The following is a 17,489-nucleotide window of genomic DNA, read 5'->3' on the forward strand; positions in this document are numbered from 1 at the left end:
TCATCGGTCGCGACCTGCGTGACGAGCTGTTGCCGGCACCACGGGCACACCGCGCTCGGCAGGCGCCTGCTCCCGGCCTGCGACCCGGTGGACGGGCATGTACTCCAGCTTGTCCCCGTACCAGCCGGGCGACCGAGCGCCACGGTGAAAGCCGTGTCACACGATATGAACATGTTCGCGCCGCGCAAGGGAGTGCGTCAGCCTGACAGTTCCGGTTCATCGTTTGTGCGCGGCCAACCCGCTCTTGTGAGCTCCTCAGCGGCCGCCGGAGGTGGACGCCGGCGGCAGGCGGAGCGCTATCACGGCGATGTCGTCCAGCCCGCTCGTCGGTAGCCCGCTGACCACCGAGTCGCAGAACCTGTCCACCGGCTCATCGGCGACCGACTCCGCCAGGCGGCGCAGCCGCTCCAGGCCGAGGTCGAGATGTTCGCCCGGTCGTTCGACGAGACCGTCGGTGTACAGCAGGAGTGTGCTGCCCGGCGGCAGCGGCTCCGCCTGCGAGACGCGCGGCCCGGTATGGGGGAAGCCGAGCAGCGGGCTGACGCCGCCCTCAAGGAAACGGGCCCCGCCCTCGGGCGAGACCAGCAGCGGCGGCGGATGCCCCGCCGACGCGTACCACAGCCGATAATGGCCGTCGAGCTCCTCCACGCGGGAGTACACGCACGTGGCGGTGACGTCGTCCGACAGCGACTCCATCGCGACGTTCAGCCGGGTGAGGATTTCGCCTGGCGGTTCGCAACGGTCCATCGCCAGCGCGCGCAGCATGTTCCGCAGTTGGCTCATCGCGACGGCGGCGTTCAGATCGTGGCCGGACACGTCGCCGATCACCAGCGCGGTGACCCCGTCGGGCAGGACGAAGGAGTCGTACCAGTCGCCGCCCACCTCCGCCGCGGACGGGCTGGCCCGGTAGCGGGCGACGATCCGCAGCTCGGACAGGTGTGGCGGCTCGGCGAGCAGGCTGTACTGCAGGGCGAGCGAGATCTGCTGCGAGCGCTGGAAGCGGATGGCCCTGCTCAAGGCGTCATGCGCATGGTCGAACATGCGGCTCAGCATGCTGATGTCGTCGCGGCTGATCACCGGGCGATCGCCACACGCCACCACGCAGACCACGGCGGGAACCGACCCGTCGACCACAACCGGGAGGATCAGCACACTGTTGGCGTCGTTCGCCACCAGCCACGGCAGTGTGCCCGCGGGGGCGGCCTGCGGCGGCGGCGAGCCGGCGGGGAACGTCATCAGCAGAGGCCGCCGGCTCCGTACGGCTTTGACGAACGCGTTGCCGGCGGGAAGCTGCTCCTCGCTGTAGGGGGGCAGCCGCTTCACGCCGGGACGTGCGGCGGTGGCCAGCCGTTCGATGACGAACGGGGCGCCGCCATGCCGTTCGCCGGTCAGGTCGGTGACGAGGTAGACGCCGCAGCCGTCGGCGAGCTCCGGCACGATGACGTCGGCCAACGCGCCGAGCATCTCCTCCAGGCTGCGCAGCTGGGCCGTGGCTCTGGCCGCGCGGTCGAGCAGGCCCTGGCGCCGCTGCTCCTGCCATAGCTGCTCGATGTCGGTGCAGGTGCCGACCCACTCCACCACCTGATCGTTCTCGCAGATCGGCACCGCGCGGAGCTGGAAGTGCCGGTAACCGCCGTCGCTGGTGTGCAACCGGTAGACGTGCTCCCACATCTCGGCGACTCTGCTGACCGCCCGTGCCCATGACCTCACTGTGGCTGCGCGGTCGTCGGGGTGGACCATCCGCAACCAGCCCTGCCCGCGGTATCCCTCCCACGGCTGCCCGGTCACCCGCGCCCAGCTTGGGCTCGGCTCGGACACGAAGCCGTCCCTGCTGGTCACCCAGAAGATGTCCGCGCTGACGCGCATCAGGCTCTCGTAGCGTCGCAGGATGCGACGGCGCTCCTCGGCGAGGGCCGTCACCCGATACGCGGCGGTGGTCTGCTCGGTCACGTCCATCACCACCACGAGCACGCCGTGCTCGCCGCGGCTGAAGGCGACCCGCGACAGACTGAAGGTGAAGGACCGCTCCCCCGGTTCCCGGCTGCCGGGTATCGGCACCGCCGGCTCGGCGGTGCCGACGTCCGGCTCACCCGTGGCGTACACCCGGTCGAAGCGCGGACGGTAGTGCGGCAGCACGAAGGCGGCGAACGCCTCTTCAACCGACATCCCACCCCGCGGATCGCTGAGCGTGAACCGGTACACGGCATTGCTGTAGATCAGCCGGTGATCCGGCCCCTGCGTCACCGCCACCCCCACCGGCGCCGGGTCCAGCATCTCGAGCGAAAGCCCGCTGCCTCCGCGATCTGCGACCTCCATCGTGACCTCCCCCGAGGATCACAAGCTTCCTCAGCCCTACCCATGGACAGCAGATCGCGAACGCGACGTCTCCCCCAGCGGCGCCCACCGGACCGCGGACCGAGTCGTGCGGCGCGTCCTGCCGGCTCGCTGCCCGCCCGCGCTGCCGTGGCCGGACATGCGCGCCCGAAGCGGACCTCCAGCTCACTTGACTCTTGTGTTGTTTCGACTTCTGTATCTGCCGGTGGTCAGGGTGTTCGGCTGGCTGGTGCCGCTACACGGGGCAGCGCTCCAAAGAGGTGGAGATCTTGGTGCCGTCGTCGCGGCTCGCCAGCCGTTCGGATCGCTCAACAAACTCGGGCTGACGGCGGGCGGACCGCTGTGATCCGCCGCGGAACGCAGAACGTCACCAATCCAAACGCGAACTTACGGGAGTTGAATGCACGGCTTATCAGCATTACCCCGCAAAGCGACATTCTTCCCTTTTAATTCAAATCGCCGCACCATAATGAGAAAATAATTACTGTAAGTAATATAGATATTACTCTAAGTTGCTCCAGGCGGGAGAGCCGGGAAATCTATGAAGCACGGGACGCCTCGCACTGGGGCATCCGACAACCTCGTCAAGGAGGTACACATTGGCACGACACACCCGCAAACTCGCCGCCGCCCTGGCCGTCGGCGCGGCCCTGGCCGCCTTCGCACCAAGCTTCACCGGCACCGCCCACGCCGAGCAGGGCTGCTACTGGAGCTGGGCCAACCGCACCTACTACCAGCACGGGCAAGGCGACTGGGATTGGAGCGGAACAAACTATTACACCTGCTACGACGGTCAATGGGTGCAAACGGCTCACAGGTAATCATCCGGGCGCAATTCAACCACTCGTTTAGGGAGAGCCCCATGCATCACAGCGCGCGCCTGCTCGCCGTCGCCACCCTGGCGGTCGCCGGTCTCTACTCCGCCGCGCCCGCGGCGAACGCCAACGTCAATCCGAACGCCATCGCCGAATGCCTCACCACCCATGCCATCAACGCCACGGCCGCCGTCGATCCGACAGCTCCGGGGTTCCTCGCCGATACTCCCGTCGCCGGCTGCCTCGGCGCCCGCTGAGCGCAGAGCCACCCGCCTGCACCGTCCATCCGGGCGGCCTCACAGGTCGGTCGGGGGCGGTGCTCGGCGGGCACGCCCGCCGGACGAACGCCGGGGTCCCGTCGGTGGAGCCGTTGTCCACGAGGATGACCGGGACCCTCGTGCCGGCGCAGGAAGCCGCCAGGTTCCGGGTGGCCGCTACCATGGGCCCGGGTCCAGGTATGCCCCGGTCCCCCTTACCTGCTTCGTCGCTCATCATCTGGCGTTCACTCAGGCGGAGCCGGAACAGGCCTGGCAGAAAGAGCTTCGGCGACCGCGTACAAATTCGAGGCCATGGCGCGGCCGGTTTTGTGCGACCACTCGCGTCCCTGCTCGGTGTCCAGATAGTTCGGCCCCGCGCCGGGACCGAGGTGCCAGTACGTCCACGCCTGCCCGGGCACCGTGTAGCCGATGTCACCGAGAGCGCCGGCGATCTCGCTGATCACATGATGGGCGCCGTCCTCGTTTCCGGTTACCACGACTCCGGCCACCCGGTTGTAAGCCACCGGGCGGCCGTTGTCATCGGTCTCCGACAGCATGGCGTCCATCCGCTCGATCACCCGCTGCGCGAGCGAGGAGGGACGACCCACCCAGGTCGGCGTGGCCACGATCAGGATTTCGGACGCCATGAGGGCGTCGTGGATTCGCGGCCACCCATCGCCCTCCCCCATGTCGGTCGCGACGCCGGGCGCGATGTTCTCGTCGACCGCTCTGAAGGTCTGAACCTCCACCCCTCGTGCGCGCAAGTCGCCCGCCACCACCTCGGCCAGCGCATCGGTGTTCGACGGCTCCGGAGCCCCCTTCAAGGTGCAGTTGACGACGACGGCTCGCATAGGGTGACCTCCGCTTCGATCGAACACGATCAGCCGCCTCTACCCCTGGCCAAGGCAGGTTACGCGTTGAGCCCTTCATGGCCTGGGCTTGCCTGAGCCGGCATTTCCCAGTCGGCAGACAGTCCGGAGGCGTTGGTGTAGATCTTCCACACGTCGCGCGGCATAAAGGGGCTCTTCGCCCCGATTCCGGGGGTGGGTGCGTACGGTCTGGCGCTGCATTTAGAAGCAGCGGATAGGGCGAGAGCGCTGCCTGGGTGTTGTGGTCGTGCAGCCTGTGGAAGCAGGTGCCGCGTCGGAGTCGTCTCAGCCGGGCAGGGTCTCGCCGCCGATCGGGGCCAGGATCTCGCCCGTGTAGTACGACGACAGCCGCTCGGCCGCGAAGAAGACGTAGGAGGGCGCGATCTCGTCGGGATCGGCGGCCCGCTTCATCGGCACCTGCTCGCCGAACTTCTCGACCTTCTCCTCCGGCATCGTCGCGGGGATCAGCGGAGTCCAGACCGGGCCCGGCGCGACGGCGTTGACGCGGATGCCCCGCTCGACCAGGTTCTGCGCCATCGAGTAGGTGAAGGCGTTGATCGCGCCCTTGGTCGAGGCGTAGTCGATGAGCGTCTTGTTGCCGCGCAGCCCGTTGATCGAGGAGGTGTTGACGATCGCCGAGCCCTCGCCCAGGTGCGGCAGCGCCGCCTTGGTGATGCGGAAGTAGCTGTGGATGTTGACGTCGAAGGTGTGCTGCCACTGCTCCTCGGTCAGCTCCTCCAGCGAGTCGACCGGCGCCTGGTAGGCCACATTGTTGACCACGATGTCGAGCCCGCCCAGCTCGGTCACCGCCTGCTCGATCACCGACTCACAGTGCGCGCGCTCGGCCAGGTCGCCGGGCAGCAGCACGCAGCGCCGCCCAGTCGCCTCCACCAGCTTCCTGGTGTGGCCGGCGTCCTCGTGCTCCGTCAGGTAGGCGATCGCGACATCGGCCCCCTCCTTGGCGAAGGCGACGGCCACCGCGCGGCCGATCCCCGAGTCGCCGCCGGTGATCAACGCCCGCCTATCCTTCAGCAGGCCGGTGCCGGTGTAGGCGCGCATCTCGTCTCGCGGCTCGGGCGCCATTTGCCCTGTGTGGCCTGGATAGGGCTGGTTCTGTGCGGGCGGCGTGCTGTCGGATTCCTGTGGCATGACCCCGGGCCTGCCCGCGTTCCCGCTCAGCTAACGCCTGGTGTGCGTACGCCGCGCGATCAGCGGGGAGACGGCCACATACGCGGGGAGCTTGCGAACGCGACGGCGTTCCGCCGAGCAGGCGGGGTAGTAGCGGGGCTGTGCGGGTAGGCGACACCCACCTGACAACCAGGAGGACTCATGTCGGCCGAAGAGACAGGCCAGGTCACCGGAACCAAGGACAAGGACTACAACCTCCTCTGGTTCACCGAGACGTGCTTGAGCAACGTCCTGCGTCTGGAGACTTACACCCAAGACGCCGAGCGCGGAGGAGACCGCGAACTCGCGGACTTCTTCAGGCGCGCACAGGGAGAAAGCCGCAAGGGAGCCGAGCAGGCGAAGGAACTTCTCAAGAAGCGCCTCAGCAGCTAGTTCTCCCGGGCGAGAGACGCGCCCGTACGCGGTCCGCTGAGCGCCGGGCGGCATCTCGTGGCAAAGCAGTCTGAAAGACACCCGTCGGGTGCCAACCGCTGCCGCTCGGCGCTACCGGATCGCACCGGTCGCGCAACCCGGGTTCACGTGACGAGACGCTCACTGACCTGAGGGCCTGAAGCAGGCGACGTACCGCTGCTGTTCGCGGGTGGCTGTCGGACCGGTCAGGTACCTGCGCTGTCTGTCGCGATCCAGCCTGTCCGCGTCCTGGGGTTCAACCCGCGCCCGTACAACGTCGGGCAACGCCAGCGCTCACGCGCGCAACGATGGGAGAGAGGTTGTGACGAAAGTTCCCGACGACATGCCGACACCGAGGTTCGCCGCCTTCCGGTCATCGACGGCCACACGCTTGTCGGGATCGTCGCACTCACCGAGGTGGCCAGAGCATTGCCCGACACGACCGTCGGCGACCTGCTCGACACCCTGACCACCGACTGATCCGCTCGGCGTGCACATCTGATGCCGGTGGCTCGCAGCGCTCGCGTCGATCTATGGGAGGTGCCAGCGGTGAAAATGATCCGGCGAGACGGCTCCTCGCCTCGGAGCGAGGGCGGGGCTCAGGCTGTTGGCCAGGAGGTGCGGCATTTCAAGGGTGAACATCCGGGAACTCCGATGCAGGACGACGGGCCCACGTACGGAGTCGGAGCCGGCGGCCGACCGCTGTGGACAGAGAGCGACCGCGACGCCGAGCGGATCCGCGCGCTGCTGCGCAGAGCCCGGCACACCGACATGGACGGCCCCGAAGGCTTCATCGTCATGGACGCGCGCGATGGCGTCTTCTTGGTGACATGTACTGATCCGGGTCCGGCCGCCGCAGCCGAGGTCGCCGCCTACAGGACGGTGCTGTCTCGTGCCGGCATGTCGGTGCAGCGACAACCAGGAGATGACCATACCCTCCGTATCCGGCTGACTCCTGCTGTGCCGTAGCTACAACTCAACGTGTATCCGGGCTCGGGCTCAGGCGGCGTGGGGTAGCCGGGCGGGAACCGGTGCGGTGTCGGGTTCGACGGGTGATCCGGCGCTGGTACGGCAGCGGCGTGCCCGCGGCTTGGCCCCCTCGGCCGGCGGGAGCGTTGAGGCGCTCGCGCAACTGATGCAGCACGGCCCGGAGAATCCGGGAGACATGCATCTGCGAGATGCCGAACTCGGCGGCGATCTCGGCCTGGGTCAGGTTGCCGTGGAAGCGCAGCAGCAGAATGTGCTTCTCACGGGACGGGAGGGCCTCGATGAGAGGTTTGACGGCCTGGGCGTCGATCAGTACGTTCAGTGACTCGTCGTAGTCCGCGATGAGGTCGCCGAGGCACGGGGCATCGCCGTCGTCACCGCCGACCGGGGCGTCCAGAGACAAGGCGCTGTAGGCGGCCGAGGCGTCCAGGCTCATCAGCACCTCGTCCTCTGGCAGCCGCATCTCGGCCGCCAGTTCGGCGACTGTGGGCGAGCGGCCCAGGATGTGGGTGAGCTCGCTGGTGAGCCGGTTGAGCTCCGAGCGCCGTTCCTGGTAGACGCGAGGCACCCGGATGGCCCAGGTGCGGTCACGGAAATGGCGTTTGACCTCGCCGGTCATGGTGACGACGGCATAGCCGCGGAAGTCGTGCCCGAGCTCGGCGTCGAAACCGTTGATGGCCTTGACCAGGCCGAGGTAGGCGGCCTGGAGCAGGTCATCCATCGGCTCGCCGCGATTGCGGTAGCGGCGGGCGATCTCGACCGCCACCGGTTGGTGCATCTCCACCAGGCGCTCGCGCAGCCGTGTCCGACGCTGCTCGGGGATATCTGTCCGGACCATGTCCACGAGAAGTTCTTCGGCGGTCATGTCCGCGATCGTGGCGTATTCGCCGCTCACACTGTGCCCTGCTTCCACGTGCGATGGCGCGCCCTGTGCAGGAGAACGAGGCAACAAGGGCGCGCCTCGTAGCCAGCGAGACGAAAGCCCTCTGCTGGACCTCTTTCGCTTGGCGCTGCCCGCCTCTTACCGGCCTACTCCTCACCCGCGGGTGACAGTGAGACCACCTTCGGGCAGTCTTTCGCGTCAGGCGGCGCACTCCCGGCAGACCTGCTCGCCGTCGCCCTCGACGGCCATCTGGCTACGGTGGTGTACCAGGAAGCAACGCGAGCAGGTGAACTCGTCGGATTGAGGAGGGATCACCCGCAGGGACAGCTCTTCGTCCGACAGGTCGGCACCAGGCAGTTCAAGCGACTCGGCCAGGTCGGTCTCGTCGATGTCGATGCCACCGGACCCTTCGTCGCCGCGCCGTGCCTGCAATTCCTGGATGCTGTCCTCCCTCAGGTCGTCGTCTGTCTTGCGTGCGGTGTCGTAGTCGGTCGCCATGATGCCCATCTCAGTACCGTCATCTGCACGCCGCCGCTCTTGCGGCGCCTGGGAGCGTCCTGACGCTCCGCGCGATCTCCATCGGTACCCGCCGCAGCGCACAACGAACCTGCCCGCGCGGAATTGAAATCCATGGTCGAGGGTAATGGCCGCAGAAATCCGAGGAAGGAGAGATGATGGCCCGGTTCGGATATTTCCTCGCATGTGAGGAGCACGGCCCGACTGAGCTGGTTCGCCAGGCCAAGCTGGCGGAGCGGCGGGATTCGAGGGGCTGTGGATCTCTGATCATTATCATCCCTGGACGGACGCGCAGGGGCAGAGCCCGTTCGTGTGGACGGTGATCTACGTATGCCGGATCGGCCCCGAGCAGGAGTCCTTCTTCGACTTCTACGCCGAACAGGTCCTTCCTCTCGTGCGCTGATGGGGAAGGGACGGGTGGCTTTGGTTTCATTGCAGTCTGCTGGACGCGCAGATCTTCTTCGTCGCCACGCCGACATGGGGCGGGTCACCCCTCATCGCCGGTGCACTCGGCGATCTCGGCTACACCGTCCCCGGCCGATCCTGGACCTATTTGCACCTCGGTCCTGGGCCAGACCCCGGCCATCTCGACTCCGAATGAGCCGCGACTGTTCCGCCAAGACGGGCGCATGGACTCACAAGCCGAGATGACGCCACTATTCAGGCGACCACGCGGATGGTCTTCAGGCTGGGATCGGCCGCGTCCGGGATGACCATGCCGGCCTCCAGTCCGTTGTGCAGATACTCCAGCACCTCCGGGGTCAGGCGCTCGCCCGGAAGCGCGGCCGGGATGCCGGGCGGGTACGGGGTGAGCAACTCGGCGGTGATCCGCCCGCCGGCCTTGTGCCAGGGCACGTGCTCGGCAGGCCCGAAGAAGGCGTCCCGGGGCAGCATGGCCTGCTCGAGCCGCAGCTCGGAGGGCGGCGGAATCCGCAGGCGAGGCGCGGGCGGCAGCTCGGCGGCATGCTCGCTGAGGTCGTGCAGCCCGCGCACGAGCCGGCTGGTGCTGTGTTCGTCGTCGGCGTGGGTGAGCTGGACGCCGACGCGGCGGTGGTCGGCCAGGCCGACGTTGACCTGGTGGTGCTCGCGCAGCCAGTCGGCCACCTGGTAGCCGCCCGTCCCCAGTCCGCTGACGTCCACCATGAGCTGCAGCGGGTCGGCGTCGTGGGCGCGGCCGGGGCCGCAGAAGTCGTCACGGCCGTGCACGTGCAGGCCGCCGATCTCTTCGATCCGCGCACGTGTGCTCTTCGCCAGGGCGAGCGTGCCGTCGTAGATGGCGTGACCGTGTTCGGCCATCTGGCGCCGCCAGCCGTCCAGCGCGGCGTAGATCAGCACCGATGGGCTGGTGGTGCTGAACAGATCGGCCCGTTCCTTGAGCAGTTCCGGCGCGATCAGGTCGCCCTGGAGATGGAAGACCGAGCTCTGCTCCAGACCGGAGCCCATCTTGTGGATGCTGGTGACGCACACGTCCGCGCCGGCGTCCATGGCCCAGGTGGGCAGGCCGGGGTGGAAGGGCAGATGCGCGCCCCAGGCTTCGTCCACGATCAGCGGCTTGCCGTGCTCGTGGCAGACCTGAGCCAGGGCGGCCAGGTCGGTGCAGGTGCCGTAGGGCGTGGGAGTGACGACGAGGGCTCCCTTGGCGTCGGGGTGCTCGGCGAAGGCCGCGGCGAACGCTTCCGGAGCGGGTGGGTGCGCCAGGTGCAGGTCTTCGTCCCATTGTGGATCCACCCATACGGGGTAGATCCCTGGCAGGATCAGGCCCGCGATCACGGACTTGTGGGCGTCGCGGCCGATCAGCAGTTTCTCGTGCGGTCCCGCCACCGAGAGCATCGACGCCTTGACGGACAGGGAGCTGCCGCAGGTGGAGAAGAACGTCTGCGTGGCGCCCACGGCGTCGGCCATGAGCTGCTCGGCCTGCTGCAGGAACCCTCCCGAGCTTGTCCGGTCGTCCAGGCCGCCGACCGAGAGCACGTCGGAGCGGAACACCGCTTCGCCCAGCACCGCGCTGACCCGCGGATCGACGCCGCGGGCCTGCTTGTGGCCCGGCGGGGTGAAGGGCAACTGCCCGCTGTCGTGGTAGGTCTGCAGCGCCTGCAGGATCGGCGCCTGAGAATGATCCATGGCCCGCTCTTGCCCTGTGTCCGGAGAGGAAAACAGCCGGCTGATGTGGCGACAGAGGCAGCGGGTGATGCGGGCGGCAGCTCGCCACAGTGCCTGAGCAGCCATGCCTGACGGGCCAGGCTTCGTGGCCCGTCAGGTGTCCAGCTGGGCGTCCGATGAGGTCAGCGGTTGTGGGCCAGGCTGTGGACGGGGTGCTCGCCCTCGGTCTGGAGCCGGTACTCGTGGCCGGACTTGGTGCGGTTGTCGTCGATGACCTGCTCGGACGGGGCCTTCTCGCCACCCATGAGCGCTTCCTGCATCTTCTCGAAGCGTTCGTGGGCCTCCTGGACATATCCGGTGCCCAGCGTGGTGTAGTCGATCTGGGTCGCGATCAGGTCGCGCAGGTAGGCCTTGTTCGGCTCGAAGGTGACGGGCGCGGGCAGCTCGGGGGCGCACACCTGCTCGGGGTCGCGGCCGTCGTGCCTCTTGAACAGCTCGGCGGCCAGCCGCAGGTGCTCCAGCTCCATGTTGAGGTGCAGCTCCCAGATGTTCTTCACCTTGGGGTCGGACTCGGTCTCCATGAAGGAGTGGTACAGGTAGCACTCGTTGTACTCGTGGTTGAGCAGCATCTCCCACCAGCTCTCGCCGGGGTCGACGAGCGACTCGTAGTGGGTGACGTGCTCCTCCTCGATCAGGCCGATCTCCTGGTAGAGCTGCCGGGCGATGGGCTCCATGTAGGTCGGGCCGACGTTCATGTAGAAGTTCATCGTCTGCTGCTCGGCCGCCATGATGGTCAGCGCGTGCAGCTTGCTGATCGGCGCGGTGTTCTCGCGGTCGTACGGCTCGCGGACGTTGTCGATCGGGTCGCGGTGGTGCAGGTACGTCGGCCGTCCCGGCATGACCTCGGTGAGGCCGTCGACGATCTTCTCGGCCTTGCGGTGCTCGATGATCTCGTACAGGTTCGCGTACCGGTAGAGATGGTCGAAGTCCTCCAGCACGCCGAACTGATAGGCCTGCTTGAGGTAGGAGTCCGGCTCCATCCGCGCCACCCACGCGGTCAGGTCGACGGCGACCTGCTCGTAGGCGATGGTGGTCTCCAGCACCGAGGCCAGTCCGGGCAGCAGCCAGTTGACGACCTTCTGCTGCTGCGCCTCGATGTAGCGCACCCGCGCGAGCTGCTGCTTGAGCTCCAGGTCGGGGCAGTGCCGGGCGAGCTGGTGGCTGAACAGGATGGCCTCCACCTCGATCCCGTTCATCGCGATGATGCGGCAGCGCGTGTACGGGTCGGCGTGGTCGGGGTCGATCGGCGTGACGTTCAGCTCCCGCCAGTTGCGTAGCTGCTTGTCCAGAGGGATGCCCCGCTCGCGCAGTGGGTTGAAAGTCATCTGCGTGCGCTCCTTCGCGCTCGGCTGCGGCGTGCGACCTGCCCGCCCTACCCGAGGCTTCCCGGCCTAATCTCTGCCTCCCCCCGAGCGCGTTTCCGCAGTTGGCAATGACCTTGGGCGCTCTGTTCGCAGGGGCGTACGTGTGCTCGTCCCGGGTAGGCCATGCCCGGATCCGAAGGAGGAGTCTCATGACCAGAACCGCGCCCGAGACCATGGGTGAGACGGACGTCATCGACCTGCTGCTGGCCCAGCACGGCATGATCAGGGACCTGTTCGACGAGGTCGAGCAGGCACCCGCCGGCCGGCGCGGCGAGGCGTTCACCCGGCTGGTGCGGCTGCTCGCCGTGCACGAGACGGCCGAGGAGGAGATCGTCCACCCCTACGCCCGCCGCACGATCGACGGCGGCGACGCCGTGGTCGAGGACCGCCTCGCTGAGGAGAACGAGGCCAAGGACCTGCTCATGCGGATGGACGAGGCCGGTCCCGACTCCCCCGACTTCATGCAGAACCTGCTGATGCTGCGCGCCGCCGTGGAGGCGCACGCCCGCAGCGAGGAGCGCTACGAGTTCACCCAGCTGCGCGGCCACACCAGCGACGCCGAACGACGCGGCATGGCCGCCGGCGTTAAGGCCGCCGAGGCGATGGCGCCTACTCATCCGCACCCCGGCACCGAGTCCGCCACCAAGAACCTCCTGGTCGGTACGCCGGTCGCGATGATGGATCGGGCCCGCGACGTCATCCGTCAGGCCATGGGAAAGAACCCCTGACCATGGCCTCGCGCGAGATCATCCTGGGGGCCGGGCTAGTCCCCGTATCTCCTGCGGATGACGCCTTGCAGGCGTGAAGATGTGGTCGAGATACCCGCCGACGTCGGTGTTCTGCTTGCGATCACGAACCCGTGGGCCGGGACCTCGACCTTAGGCAATGCACTGTGCTGCGGGCACGCCGGTCAGAATGCTCGGTTCCGGCCGTGGCCCCGGGCGCCTCACCGCGGTCCTGCCAGGCGTGAGGGAAGCCGTTCATAGCGATGGAAGACGCTCTGATCAAGCTGATCCAAGCCCTCACCGGACGCTTCGACGACCGGCACGCCGAACTGGCCCGGATGCTGCCGGACCAGATCGACGGCCTGAACCGGCAGATCGAGCAGCTGATCGCCCAGAGCCCTCAGGCACAACCCGCGTCCTCAGGTCCGTCCGGCTCCTCCCGGGCCGCGGCCACTCCCGGGTGCGAGTGCAGCGGCGCTGACTGTGCCTCCTGCCGATTCTGGAGCGGCTGGATGAGATCCCCGGGATCGGCCCGCGGATCGCTTCGGTCATCGTCGCCGAGATAGACCTGGACATGAGCCCGGAATGTCGGTGAGAAAGGCTCGAACAGCTACACGCCCTCGACCATCTTGCGGAGTGCTGCGCAGTGGGTGGCGAAGGCCGCCCGCCCTTCGCCGGTGATGCTGCGCTGCATCTTGACCTGCTCCTTCCAGCGGTGGGGCCAGGCGTTGTCGAGACGAGCCAGGAAAGGGTCAGCCCGCGGCCTGAACCAGCCAGGCCCGCATGGACATTTGTCGAGGAATGTCGCTATCGTCCGCAGGTCCATTCGCGCCCCGAGCCGTTGCGTCCCCGGAGGTCCGCATGTTTCCCTTAGCCGCTCATCGAAGAAGGGGGGTGTGGCGAACCATCTCCGGCCTCGCTGTTCCTCTTTTTGTGGCCGGGTCCCTCAACTTCGCTGCCCAGCTCGGAATTATCGCCATTCTGGGGCGTATGGGGGGAGAGGCCATTTATGTGCGTTCCCTGTATCAACCTGTCGGCCTCATCGTCCTTGCCCTGTGTGTGGGCTTCGCGGTCTGCAACCAGGTCGCCGCCGCGATCAGCAAGGGGGCCGGGCGCCCCCAGGACGTCATGTCGAACGCCGCCAGCCTGGCCAGGGTATGGCTCGGGCTCGGCGCGGCCCTGTACCTGGTCCTCGCGGTCGCGGCTCCCTCCCTGACCGGTCTCCTCCATGTGGACGCCGGGCTGCGGGACACGTTTGCCTCCTTCCTACGCTGGACCAGCGCCGCCAGCCTGCTGGCCGTCGGTGAGGAGCTGTGCGCGTCCAGCCTGCGCGGCTATGGGTATGTGCGACAGGCCACCGTCGTGGTCATCTGCACGGCGATCGTGCGGATCGGCCTCGTGGCCGGCCTCGGGCTCGGTGCCGACATCGGGATCGCGGCAGTGCCCATCGCCGAGGCGACAGCGGGCCTGACCGGCCTGACCATGGGCCTGGTACTGCTGCGCCGCACCGAGCTGTGGCATCCGCCGGCCGTCCGGATCTGGCGGCGCGAGGTGTTCACCGACCTGCGCCGCATCGGCGTGCCCATCGCCATGTCCTTTCTCGTGCTCTCCGCGTACAACCTCGCGGTCATCGGCGTCCTCGGGAACTACGGGGAGAACGCCGTGGCCGGGTTCACGGTCGCTTCCACCCTGCAGAACGTCGTGCTGCTGCCGGGCATGGTCCTGGGTACCGCCACAGCGATCACCATCAACCAGCAACGCGGCGCGGGCGAATGGCGGCGCATACGTGAATCGATGCGCGGTGGCATCGAGGTCACCGTCGCGACCTACGTGGCGATCGCGGCGCTGGTGTGGTCACTGCATGACCCGCTGGCGCGGCTGATAGGCGGCGACGCCGGGGTGGCCGCAGCCGCGGGCAGCTACCTGGGCGCCGTGGCGCTCACCTACGCCGTCCAGGGACCCGTGCTCACCTCGCTGACCGTCATGGAGGAGACCGGCGGCGGCTTCCGGGCCATCGTGCTCAACGCGATCTACTTCGGCCTGATCGTCGCGGTCGGCGCGGCGGCGGCACACGCTGTCGGCAGCGCGGACGGCTTCTACGCCGCGGTGGCGTACTGCAACCTGATCGGCGTGACGGTGCCGCTCATCGCCGTACGACACATACGAAAACTGTCGGCCAGGGGCAGCGCCGCTCAGGCAGCCGTCGCGACCGGCTGAAGCACAACGGGAGCCGGACGACGACGGGCACGGGGCGGTGTTCCGCCGCAGGCGTGCCCCGTCGACAACCAGGCGACTCTCTCCGACTAGGCCTCGGGTTCCCGTAGCCCCGGCCGAGTACGAAGTAGTCACATCGCGCCATAAGGACGCATGCCGGAGTGCCTTTCCGGCTCGAACACGGCGGGATAAGTCCGACACGCTCTGCCGCGCTTTGGAGTTTCCACAAGCCGGGGGCTCAACTTCTGCTCTTACGTCAAGCGGAGCGGCGGAGGCCGGCTACGCACTGCTACTTCGCACGAGGCCAGGGCTTCGGGAGCCTGAGGCCGTGAAGGCGGCGCCGACGTCGCCCAGCTCAAGCGGCACCGCGATAGCCGACGGCTGGCCACACTGGTGGCGACGGTCACGCAGTTGGAGGCCGCCCGCGGTTTCCCTGCGCATCTCATGCGGTGTCCAGGTCGTCGCCGGTCGTGTAGTCGAACCAGTCGAAGTGCGCGGTGCCCTCGGTGACGTACATGCCGGCGACCCGGCCGGTGTAGCCCGTGGCCACCTCCGTGGACACGTAACGGCCGTCCATTTCGGCCAGCGGCACGGGCGGCGCGTCCCCCGCTTGCACGAGGAAGGCGACGGTGTCCGGTCCCGCGGCGGGTACGCCGAGCGGCTCGCCGGTGAGCTGGTCCGTGCCGGTCAGCAGCGGAGGCAGCTCGCATCCGGCGCGTACGTCGATCGTCAGCGTGAGCGGCCCGGCCGGCACCGCGTGAGCCGCCACCCGCTGGCGCAGCGGCCCGATCCTGGCGATGACGCTCACCTGTCCGTTGTCCACTTCCAGGTCGTAGTGGTGCGCCTCATCGATGCGGAGTGAGAGGCCGGCACGAGCGGCGCCGGGATCGAGCCGGGCGCTGAAGCAGGCGGACAGATGCTGCTGCCGGCGGCCGACGAAGGTGGCGCCGGGCCGGTCCAGGGTGGCGCCCGTGGCGTGCAGCGTCAACGAGCCAGGGCGCTCGGTCAACGACCAGGACGCGGCGGGACGGCTTCGCACGGAAATCCAGCAGGGCCGCAGCGAAGGGCCGTCGAAGTCGTCGCGGGCCGGTGGGGCGGGCAGCGGATGCCAGGTCGCGGGCGCGGGCTGGCGTTCGTGGACGGGGCCGGCGACGGGCCAGCCGTCCGCCCACTCCACCGGGATCAGGAAGGTCTCGCGGCCGAGCACGTGGAAGGCGGGGGTGGCGCCGCGCGGGCGGGTGCCGAGCAGCACCATCCACCAGGAACCGTCGGCCGCCTGGACGAGGTCGCCGTGGCCGGTGCTCTGAATGGGCCGGTCCGTGCTGCGATGGGTGAGGATCGGGTTGGCGGGCGCGGCCTCGTACGGGCCGCGCGGCGAGCGGGCACGGGCCACGGTGACGCAGTGGCCGCGCGCCGTTCCGCCCTCCGCCAGCAGCAGGTACCACCACTCGCCGATCCGGTACAGGTGCGGCGCCTCCGGGGCGTGCATGCCGGTGCCCGGCCAGGCGGGCAGGGGGCCTTCGAGCACCTTGCCGGTCGCCAGGTCGATGCGCGCCACGTGGGCGCCGGCGACAGTGCACCAGCAGGTGCCGTCCTCGTCCCAGGCCAGGTCGGGGTCGACACCGGGCAGGTCGACCCACACCGGGTCGGACCAGGGGCCCTCGGGCCGTTCACTGGACACGACGAAGTGGCCGCCGCCGTCCGACAGCGTGGTGATCATGTAGAAGCGACCGTCGTGATGGCGGAGGGTGGGCGCCCAGATGCCGTGCGAGGCGCGGATCTCCGGCGGCATGCGCAGCTGTTCCGGCCGGTCGAGCACGTTGCCGACCTGCTGCCAGTGGATGAGGTCCCGGCTGTGGAAGATCGGCACTCCTGGGAAGTACTCGAAGCTGGAGCACACCAGGTAGTAGTCCTCGCCGACCCGGCAGACACTGGGGTCGGGGAAGAAGCCGCCGATCACGGGGTTGGCATATGTACGCATTTGACTCCGGTCCGAACGTCAGGTCGCCGACGGTACGGGATGTTAGGGAGTGTCTGACAAATGATCAACATTTGCGCTTGAGTGGTTGATCGTCGTGCTAGGACGAAGGATTGGCCGTTGTGGTCTCCCGATGACCGGTCCATCTCCGGCACGCCGCGGCGGCAGCTCGACCTATCGCACTTCGTCTCCGTGACGGCTGAAGCTGGTACCTGGGCAGGGAGGAAGGTCCACCTGTCTAGAGCCTGCCAATCTGCTCAGGAACGCAATGGCCGTCTCGGCAACCGCCGGGCCGCGAAGGCCGGGCAAGGAGATGTGGCCTCGCATGGCCGATCTACAAAGGGGTAGCTGCCACCGCATGAGATCCCCGCTCTTCGCCGCAGCCGTGCTGGCCGTGTTCGCCGTCACCGGTTGCGCGCTGGACACGGTCTCCCCAGCGCGTACGGCGGAGCGCTTCCATGCGGCCATCGCCGCGCATCAGGACGAAAGCGCGTGTGCGATGCTCGCCCGCAAGACCGCCGACAAACTTCCCGACCCGGGTCAGACCTGCGCCGACGCGCTGGAGGAGCTGCGGCTCGGACCGGGCGGCAAGGCCGGTGCCGTCAGCGTCTGGGGCGAGGACGCCCAGGTACGGCTCGCCGGTGACACGGTCTTCCTCCATCACTTCAGCGACGGCTGGCGTATCAGAGGGCGGTTCGCGAGCTGATGTCCCTTTGATCGCTTGCCCTGCGTGAGATGGGGCTTGTCGAAGCGGGTAGTGCGGGGTTACGGGCGTGGCTGAGCGAACAATCCTGGCTCGGTCTCGGTGA

15 protein-coding genes and 1 pseudogene are annotated in these 17,489 nt (G+C 68.2%); 8 read left to right on the forward strand and 8 right to left on the reverse strand.

Annotation, left to right across the window (positions count from 1 at the left end; all coding sequences use genetic code 11):
• Window positions 1–255: 255 nt before the first annotated feature.
• Complete coding sequence (locus tag ABEA43_RS53860) at window positions 256–2,316, reverse strand: SpoIIE family protein phosphatase (RefSeq protein WP_345574623.1); 2,061 nt, start codon at window positions 2,314–2,316, stop codon at window positions 256–258.
• 617 nt (window positions 2,317–2,933) lie between these two features.
• Here ABEA43_RS53860 and ABEA43_RS53865 point away from each other — a divergent pair.
• A complete protein-coding gene (locus tag ABEA43_RS53865; protein ID WP_345574625.1) occupies window positions 2,934–3,155 on the forward strand; it encodes a hypothetical protein in 222 nt (73 codons plus the stop codon).
• 41 nt (window positions 3,156–3,196) lie between these two features.
• Window positions 3,197–3,406: a hypothetical protein gene (locus tag ABEA43_RS53870; RefSeq protein ID WP_345574627.1), complete on the forward strand. Its 210-nt coding sequence runs from the start codon at window positions 3,197–3,199 to the stop codon at window positions 3,404–3,406.
• Window positions 3,407–3,651: 245 nt separating this feature from the next.
• On the opposite strand, the gene ABEA43_RS53875 is transcribed toward ABEA43_RS53870, so the two are convergent.
• Both ABEA43_RS53875 and ABEA43_RS53880 read right to left on the reverse strand, forming a co-directional pair.
• Window positions 3,652–4,257: a flavodoxin family protein gene (locus ABEA43_RS53875; RefSeq protein ID WP_345574629.1), complete on the reverse strand. Its 606-nt coding sequence runs from the start codon at window positions 4,255–4,257 to the stop codon at window positions 3,652–3,654.
• Window positions 4,258–4,560: 303 nt separating this feature from the next.
• Window positions 4,561–5,424, reverse strand: coding sequence for an SDR family oxidoreductase (locus ABEA43_RS53880; RefSeq protein WP_345574631.1), 864 nt, complete (start codon window positions 5,422–5,424; stop codon window positions 4,561–4,563).
• 180 nt (window positions 5,425–5,604) lie between these two features.
• On the opposite strand from ABEA43_RS53880, the gene ABEA43_RS53885 reads away from it, so the two are divergent.
• Together ABEA43_RS53885 and ABEA43_RS53890 are read left to right on the forward strand one after the other, a co-directional pair.
• Window positions 5,605–5,835, forward strand: a complete 231-nt coding sequence (locus ABEA43_RS53885; protein WP_345574633.1) for a hypothetical protein — start codon at window positions 5,605–5,607, stop codon at window positions 5,833–5,835.
• Window positions 5,836–6,471: 636 nt separating this feature from the next.
• Window positions 6,472–6,822, forward strand: coding sequence for a hypothetical protein (locus tag ABEA43_RS53890; protein WP_345574635.1), 351 nt, complete (start codon window positions 6,472–6,474; stop codon window positions 6,820–6,822).
• A gap of 7 nt (window positions 6,823–6,829) precedes the next feature.
• Here the strand turns inward: ABEA43_RS53890 and ABEA43_RS53895 are convergent, their stop codons facing one another.
• Window positions 6,830–7,735 carry a SigB/SigF/SigG family RNA polymerase sigma factor gene (locus tag ABEA43_RS53895; protein WP_345574637.1) on the reverse strand — a complete coding sequence of 302 codons (906 nt, stop codon included), beginning with the start codon at window positions 7,733–7,735 and terminating at the stop codon, window positions 6,830–6,832.
• Between the two features lie 186 nt (window positions 7,736–7,921).
• On the reverse strand, window positions 7,922–8,221 hold the full coding sequence (locus ABEA43_RS53900; RefSeq protein ID WP_345574639.1) for a DUF4193 domain-containing protein: 300 nt from the start codon (window positions 8,219–8,221) through the stop codon (window positions 7,922–7,924).
• A 176-nt stretch (window positions 8,222–8,397) separates the two neighbouring features.
• On the opposite strand from ABEA43_RS53900, the pseudogene ABEA43_RS53905 reads away from it, so the two are divergent.
• Window positions 8,398–8,564: pseudogene (locus ABEA43_RS53905) on the forward strand (LLM class flavin-dependent oxidoreductase); the annotation flags it as partial.
• 335 nt (window positions 8,565–8,899) lie between these two features.
• Here ABEA43_RS53905 and ABEA43_RS53910 read toward each other — a convergent pair.
• The gene (locus ABEA43_RS53910; RefSeq protein WP_345574641.1) at window positions 8,900–10,360 is read right to left on the reverse strand and encodes an aminotransferase class I/II-fold pyridoxal phosphate-dependent enzyme; all 1,461 of its coding nucleotides are present in this window, start codon (window positions 10,358–10,360) and stop codon (window positions 8,900–8,902) included.
• A 161-nt stretch (window positions 10,361–10,521) separates the two neighbouring features.
• Window positions 10,522–11,724, reverse strand: coding sequence for a hypothetical protein (locus ABEA43_RS53915; RefSeq protein ID WP_345574643.1), 1,203 nt, complete (start codon window positions 11,722–11,724; stop codon window positions 10,522–10,524).
• Window positions 11,725–11,912: 188 nt separating this feature from the next.
• Here ABEA43_RS53915 and ABEA43_RS53920 point away from each other — a divergent pair, with 188 nt between their 5' ends.
• On the forward strand, window positions 11,913–12,491 hold the full coding sequence (locus ABEA43_RS53920) for a hemerythrin domain-containing protein (RefSeq protein WP_345574645.1): 579 nt from the start codon (window positions 11,913–11,915) through the stop codon (window positions 12,489–12,491).
• An 858-nt stretch (window positions 12,492–13,349) separates the two neighbouring features.
• Complete coding sequence (locus ABEA43_RS53925; protein WP_345574647.1) at window positions 13,350–14,705, forward strand: MATE family efflux transporter; 1,356 nt, start codon at window positions 13,350–13,352, stop codon at window positions 14,703–14,705.
• Between the two features lie 439 nt (window positions 14,706–15,144).
• Here the strand turns inward: ABEA43_RS53925 and ABEA43_RS53930 are convergent, their stop codons facing one another.
• Window positions 15,145–16,683, reverse strand: coding sequence for a glycoside hydrolase family 43 protein (locus ABEA43_RS53930; protein WP_345574649.1), 1,539 nt, complete (start codon window positions 16,681–16,683; stop codon window positions 15,145–15,147).
• A gap of 355 nt (window positions 16,684–17,038) precedes the next feature.
• Here ABEA43_RS53930 and ABEA43_RS53935 point away from each other — a divergent pair, with 355 nt between their 5' ends.
• The gene (locus ABEA43_RS53935; protein ID WP_345574651.1) at window positions 17,039–17,386 is read left to right on the forward strand and encodes a hypothetical protein; all 348 of its coding nucleotides are present in this window, start codon (window positions 17,039–17,041) and stop codon (window positions 17,384–17,386) included.
• The last annotated feature ends 103 nt before the right edge of the window (window positions 17,387–17,489 follow it).

Origin of the sequence: Nonomuraea rosea (genome assembly GCF_039539705.1) — a bacterium.
Taxonomy (GTDB): Bacteria; Actinomycetota; Actinomycetes; order Streptosporangiales; family Streptosporangiaceae; genus Nonomuraea; species Nonomuraea rosea.

Coding starts and splice junctions, on each gene's coding strand:
- ABEA43_RS53860 (WP_345574623.1), bottom strand. CDS start 2,316: ATGGAGGTCGCAGATCGCGGAGGCAGCGGGCTTTCGCTCGAGATGCTG.
- ABEA43_RS53870 (WP_345574627.1), top strand. CDS start 3,197: ATGCATCACAGCGCGCGCCTGCTCGCCGTCGCCACCCTGGCGGTCGCC.
- ABEA43_RS53875 (WP_345574629.1), bottom strand. CDS start 4,257: ATGCGAGCCGTCGTCGTCAACTGCACCTTGAAGGGGGCTCCGGAGCCG.
- ABEA43_RS53880 (WP_345574631.1), bottom strand. CDS start 5,424: ATGCCACAGGAATCCGACAGCACGCCGCCCGCACAGAACCAGCCCTAT.
- ABEA43_RS53885 (WP_345574633.1), top strand. CDS start 5,605: ATGTCGGCCGAAGAGACAGGCCAGGTCACCGGAACCAAGGACAAGGAC.
- ABEA43_RS53900 (WP_345574639.1), bottom strand. CDS start 8,221: ATGGCGACCGACTACGACACCGCACGCAAGACAGACGACGACCTGAGG.
- ABEA43_RS53910 (WP_345574641.1), bottom strand. CDS start 10,360: ATGGATCATTCTCAGGCGCCGATCCTGCAGGCGCTGCAGACCTACCAC.
- ABEA43_RS53915 (WP_345574643.1), bottom strand. CDS start 11,724: ATGACTTTCAACCCACTGCGCGAGCGGGGCATCCCTCTGGACAAGCAG.
- ABEA43_RS53920 (WP_345574645.1), top strand. CDS start 11,913: ATGACCAGAACCGCGCCCGAGACCATGGGTGAGACGGACGTCATCGAC.
- ABEA43_RS53925 (WP_345574647.1), top strand. CDS start 13,350: ATGTTTCCCTTAGCCGCTCATCGAAGAAGGGGGGTGTGGCGAACCATC.
- ABEA43_RS53930 (WP_345574649.1), bottom strand. CDS start 16,683: ATGCGTACATATGCCAACCCCGTGATCGGCGGCTTCTTCCCCGACCCC.
- ABEA43_RS53935 (WP_345574651.1), top strand. CDS start 17,039: ATGAGATCCCCGCTCTTCGCCGCAGCCGTGCTGGCCGTGTTCGCCGTC.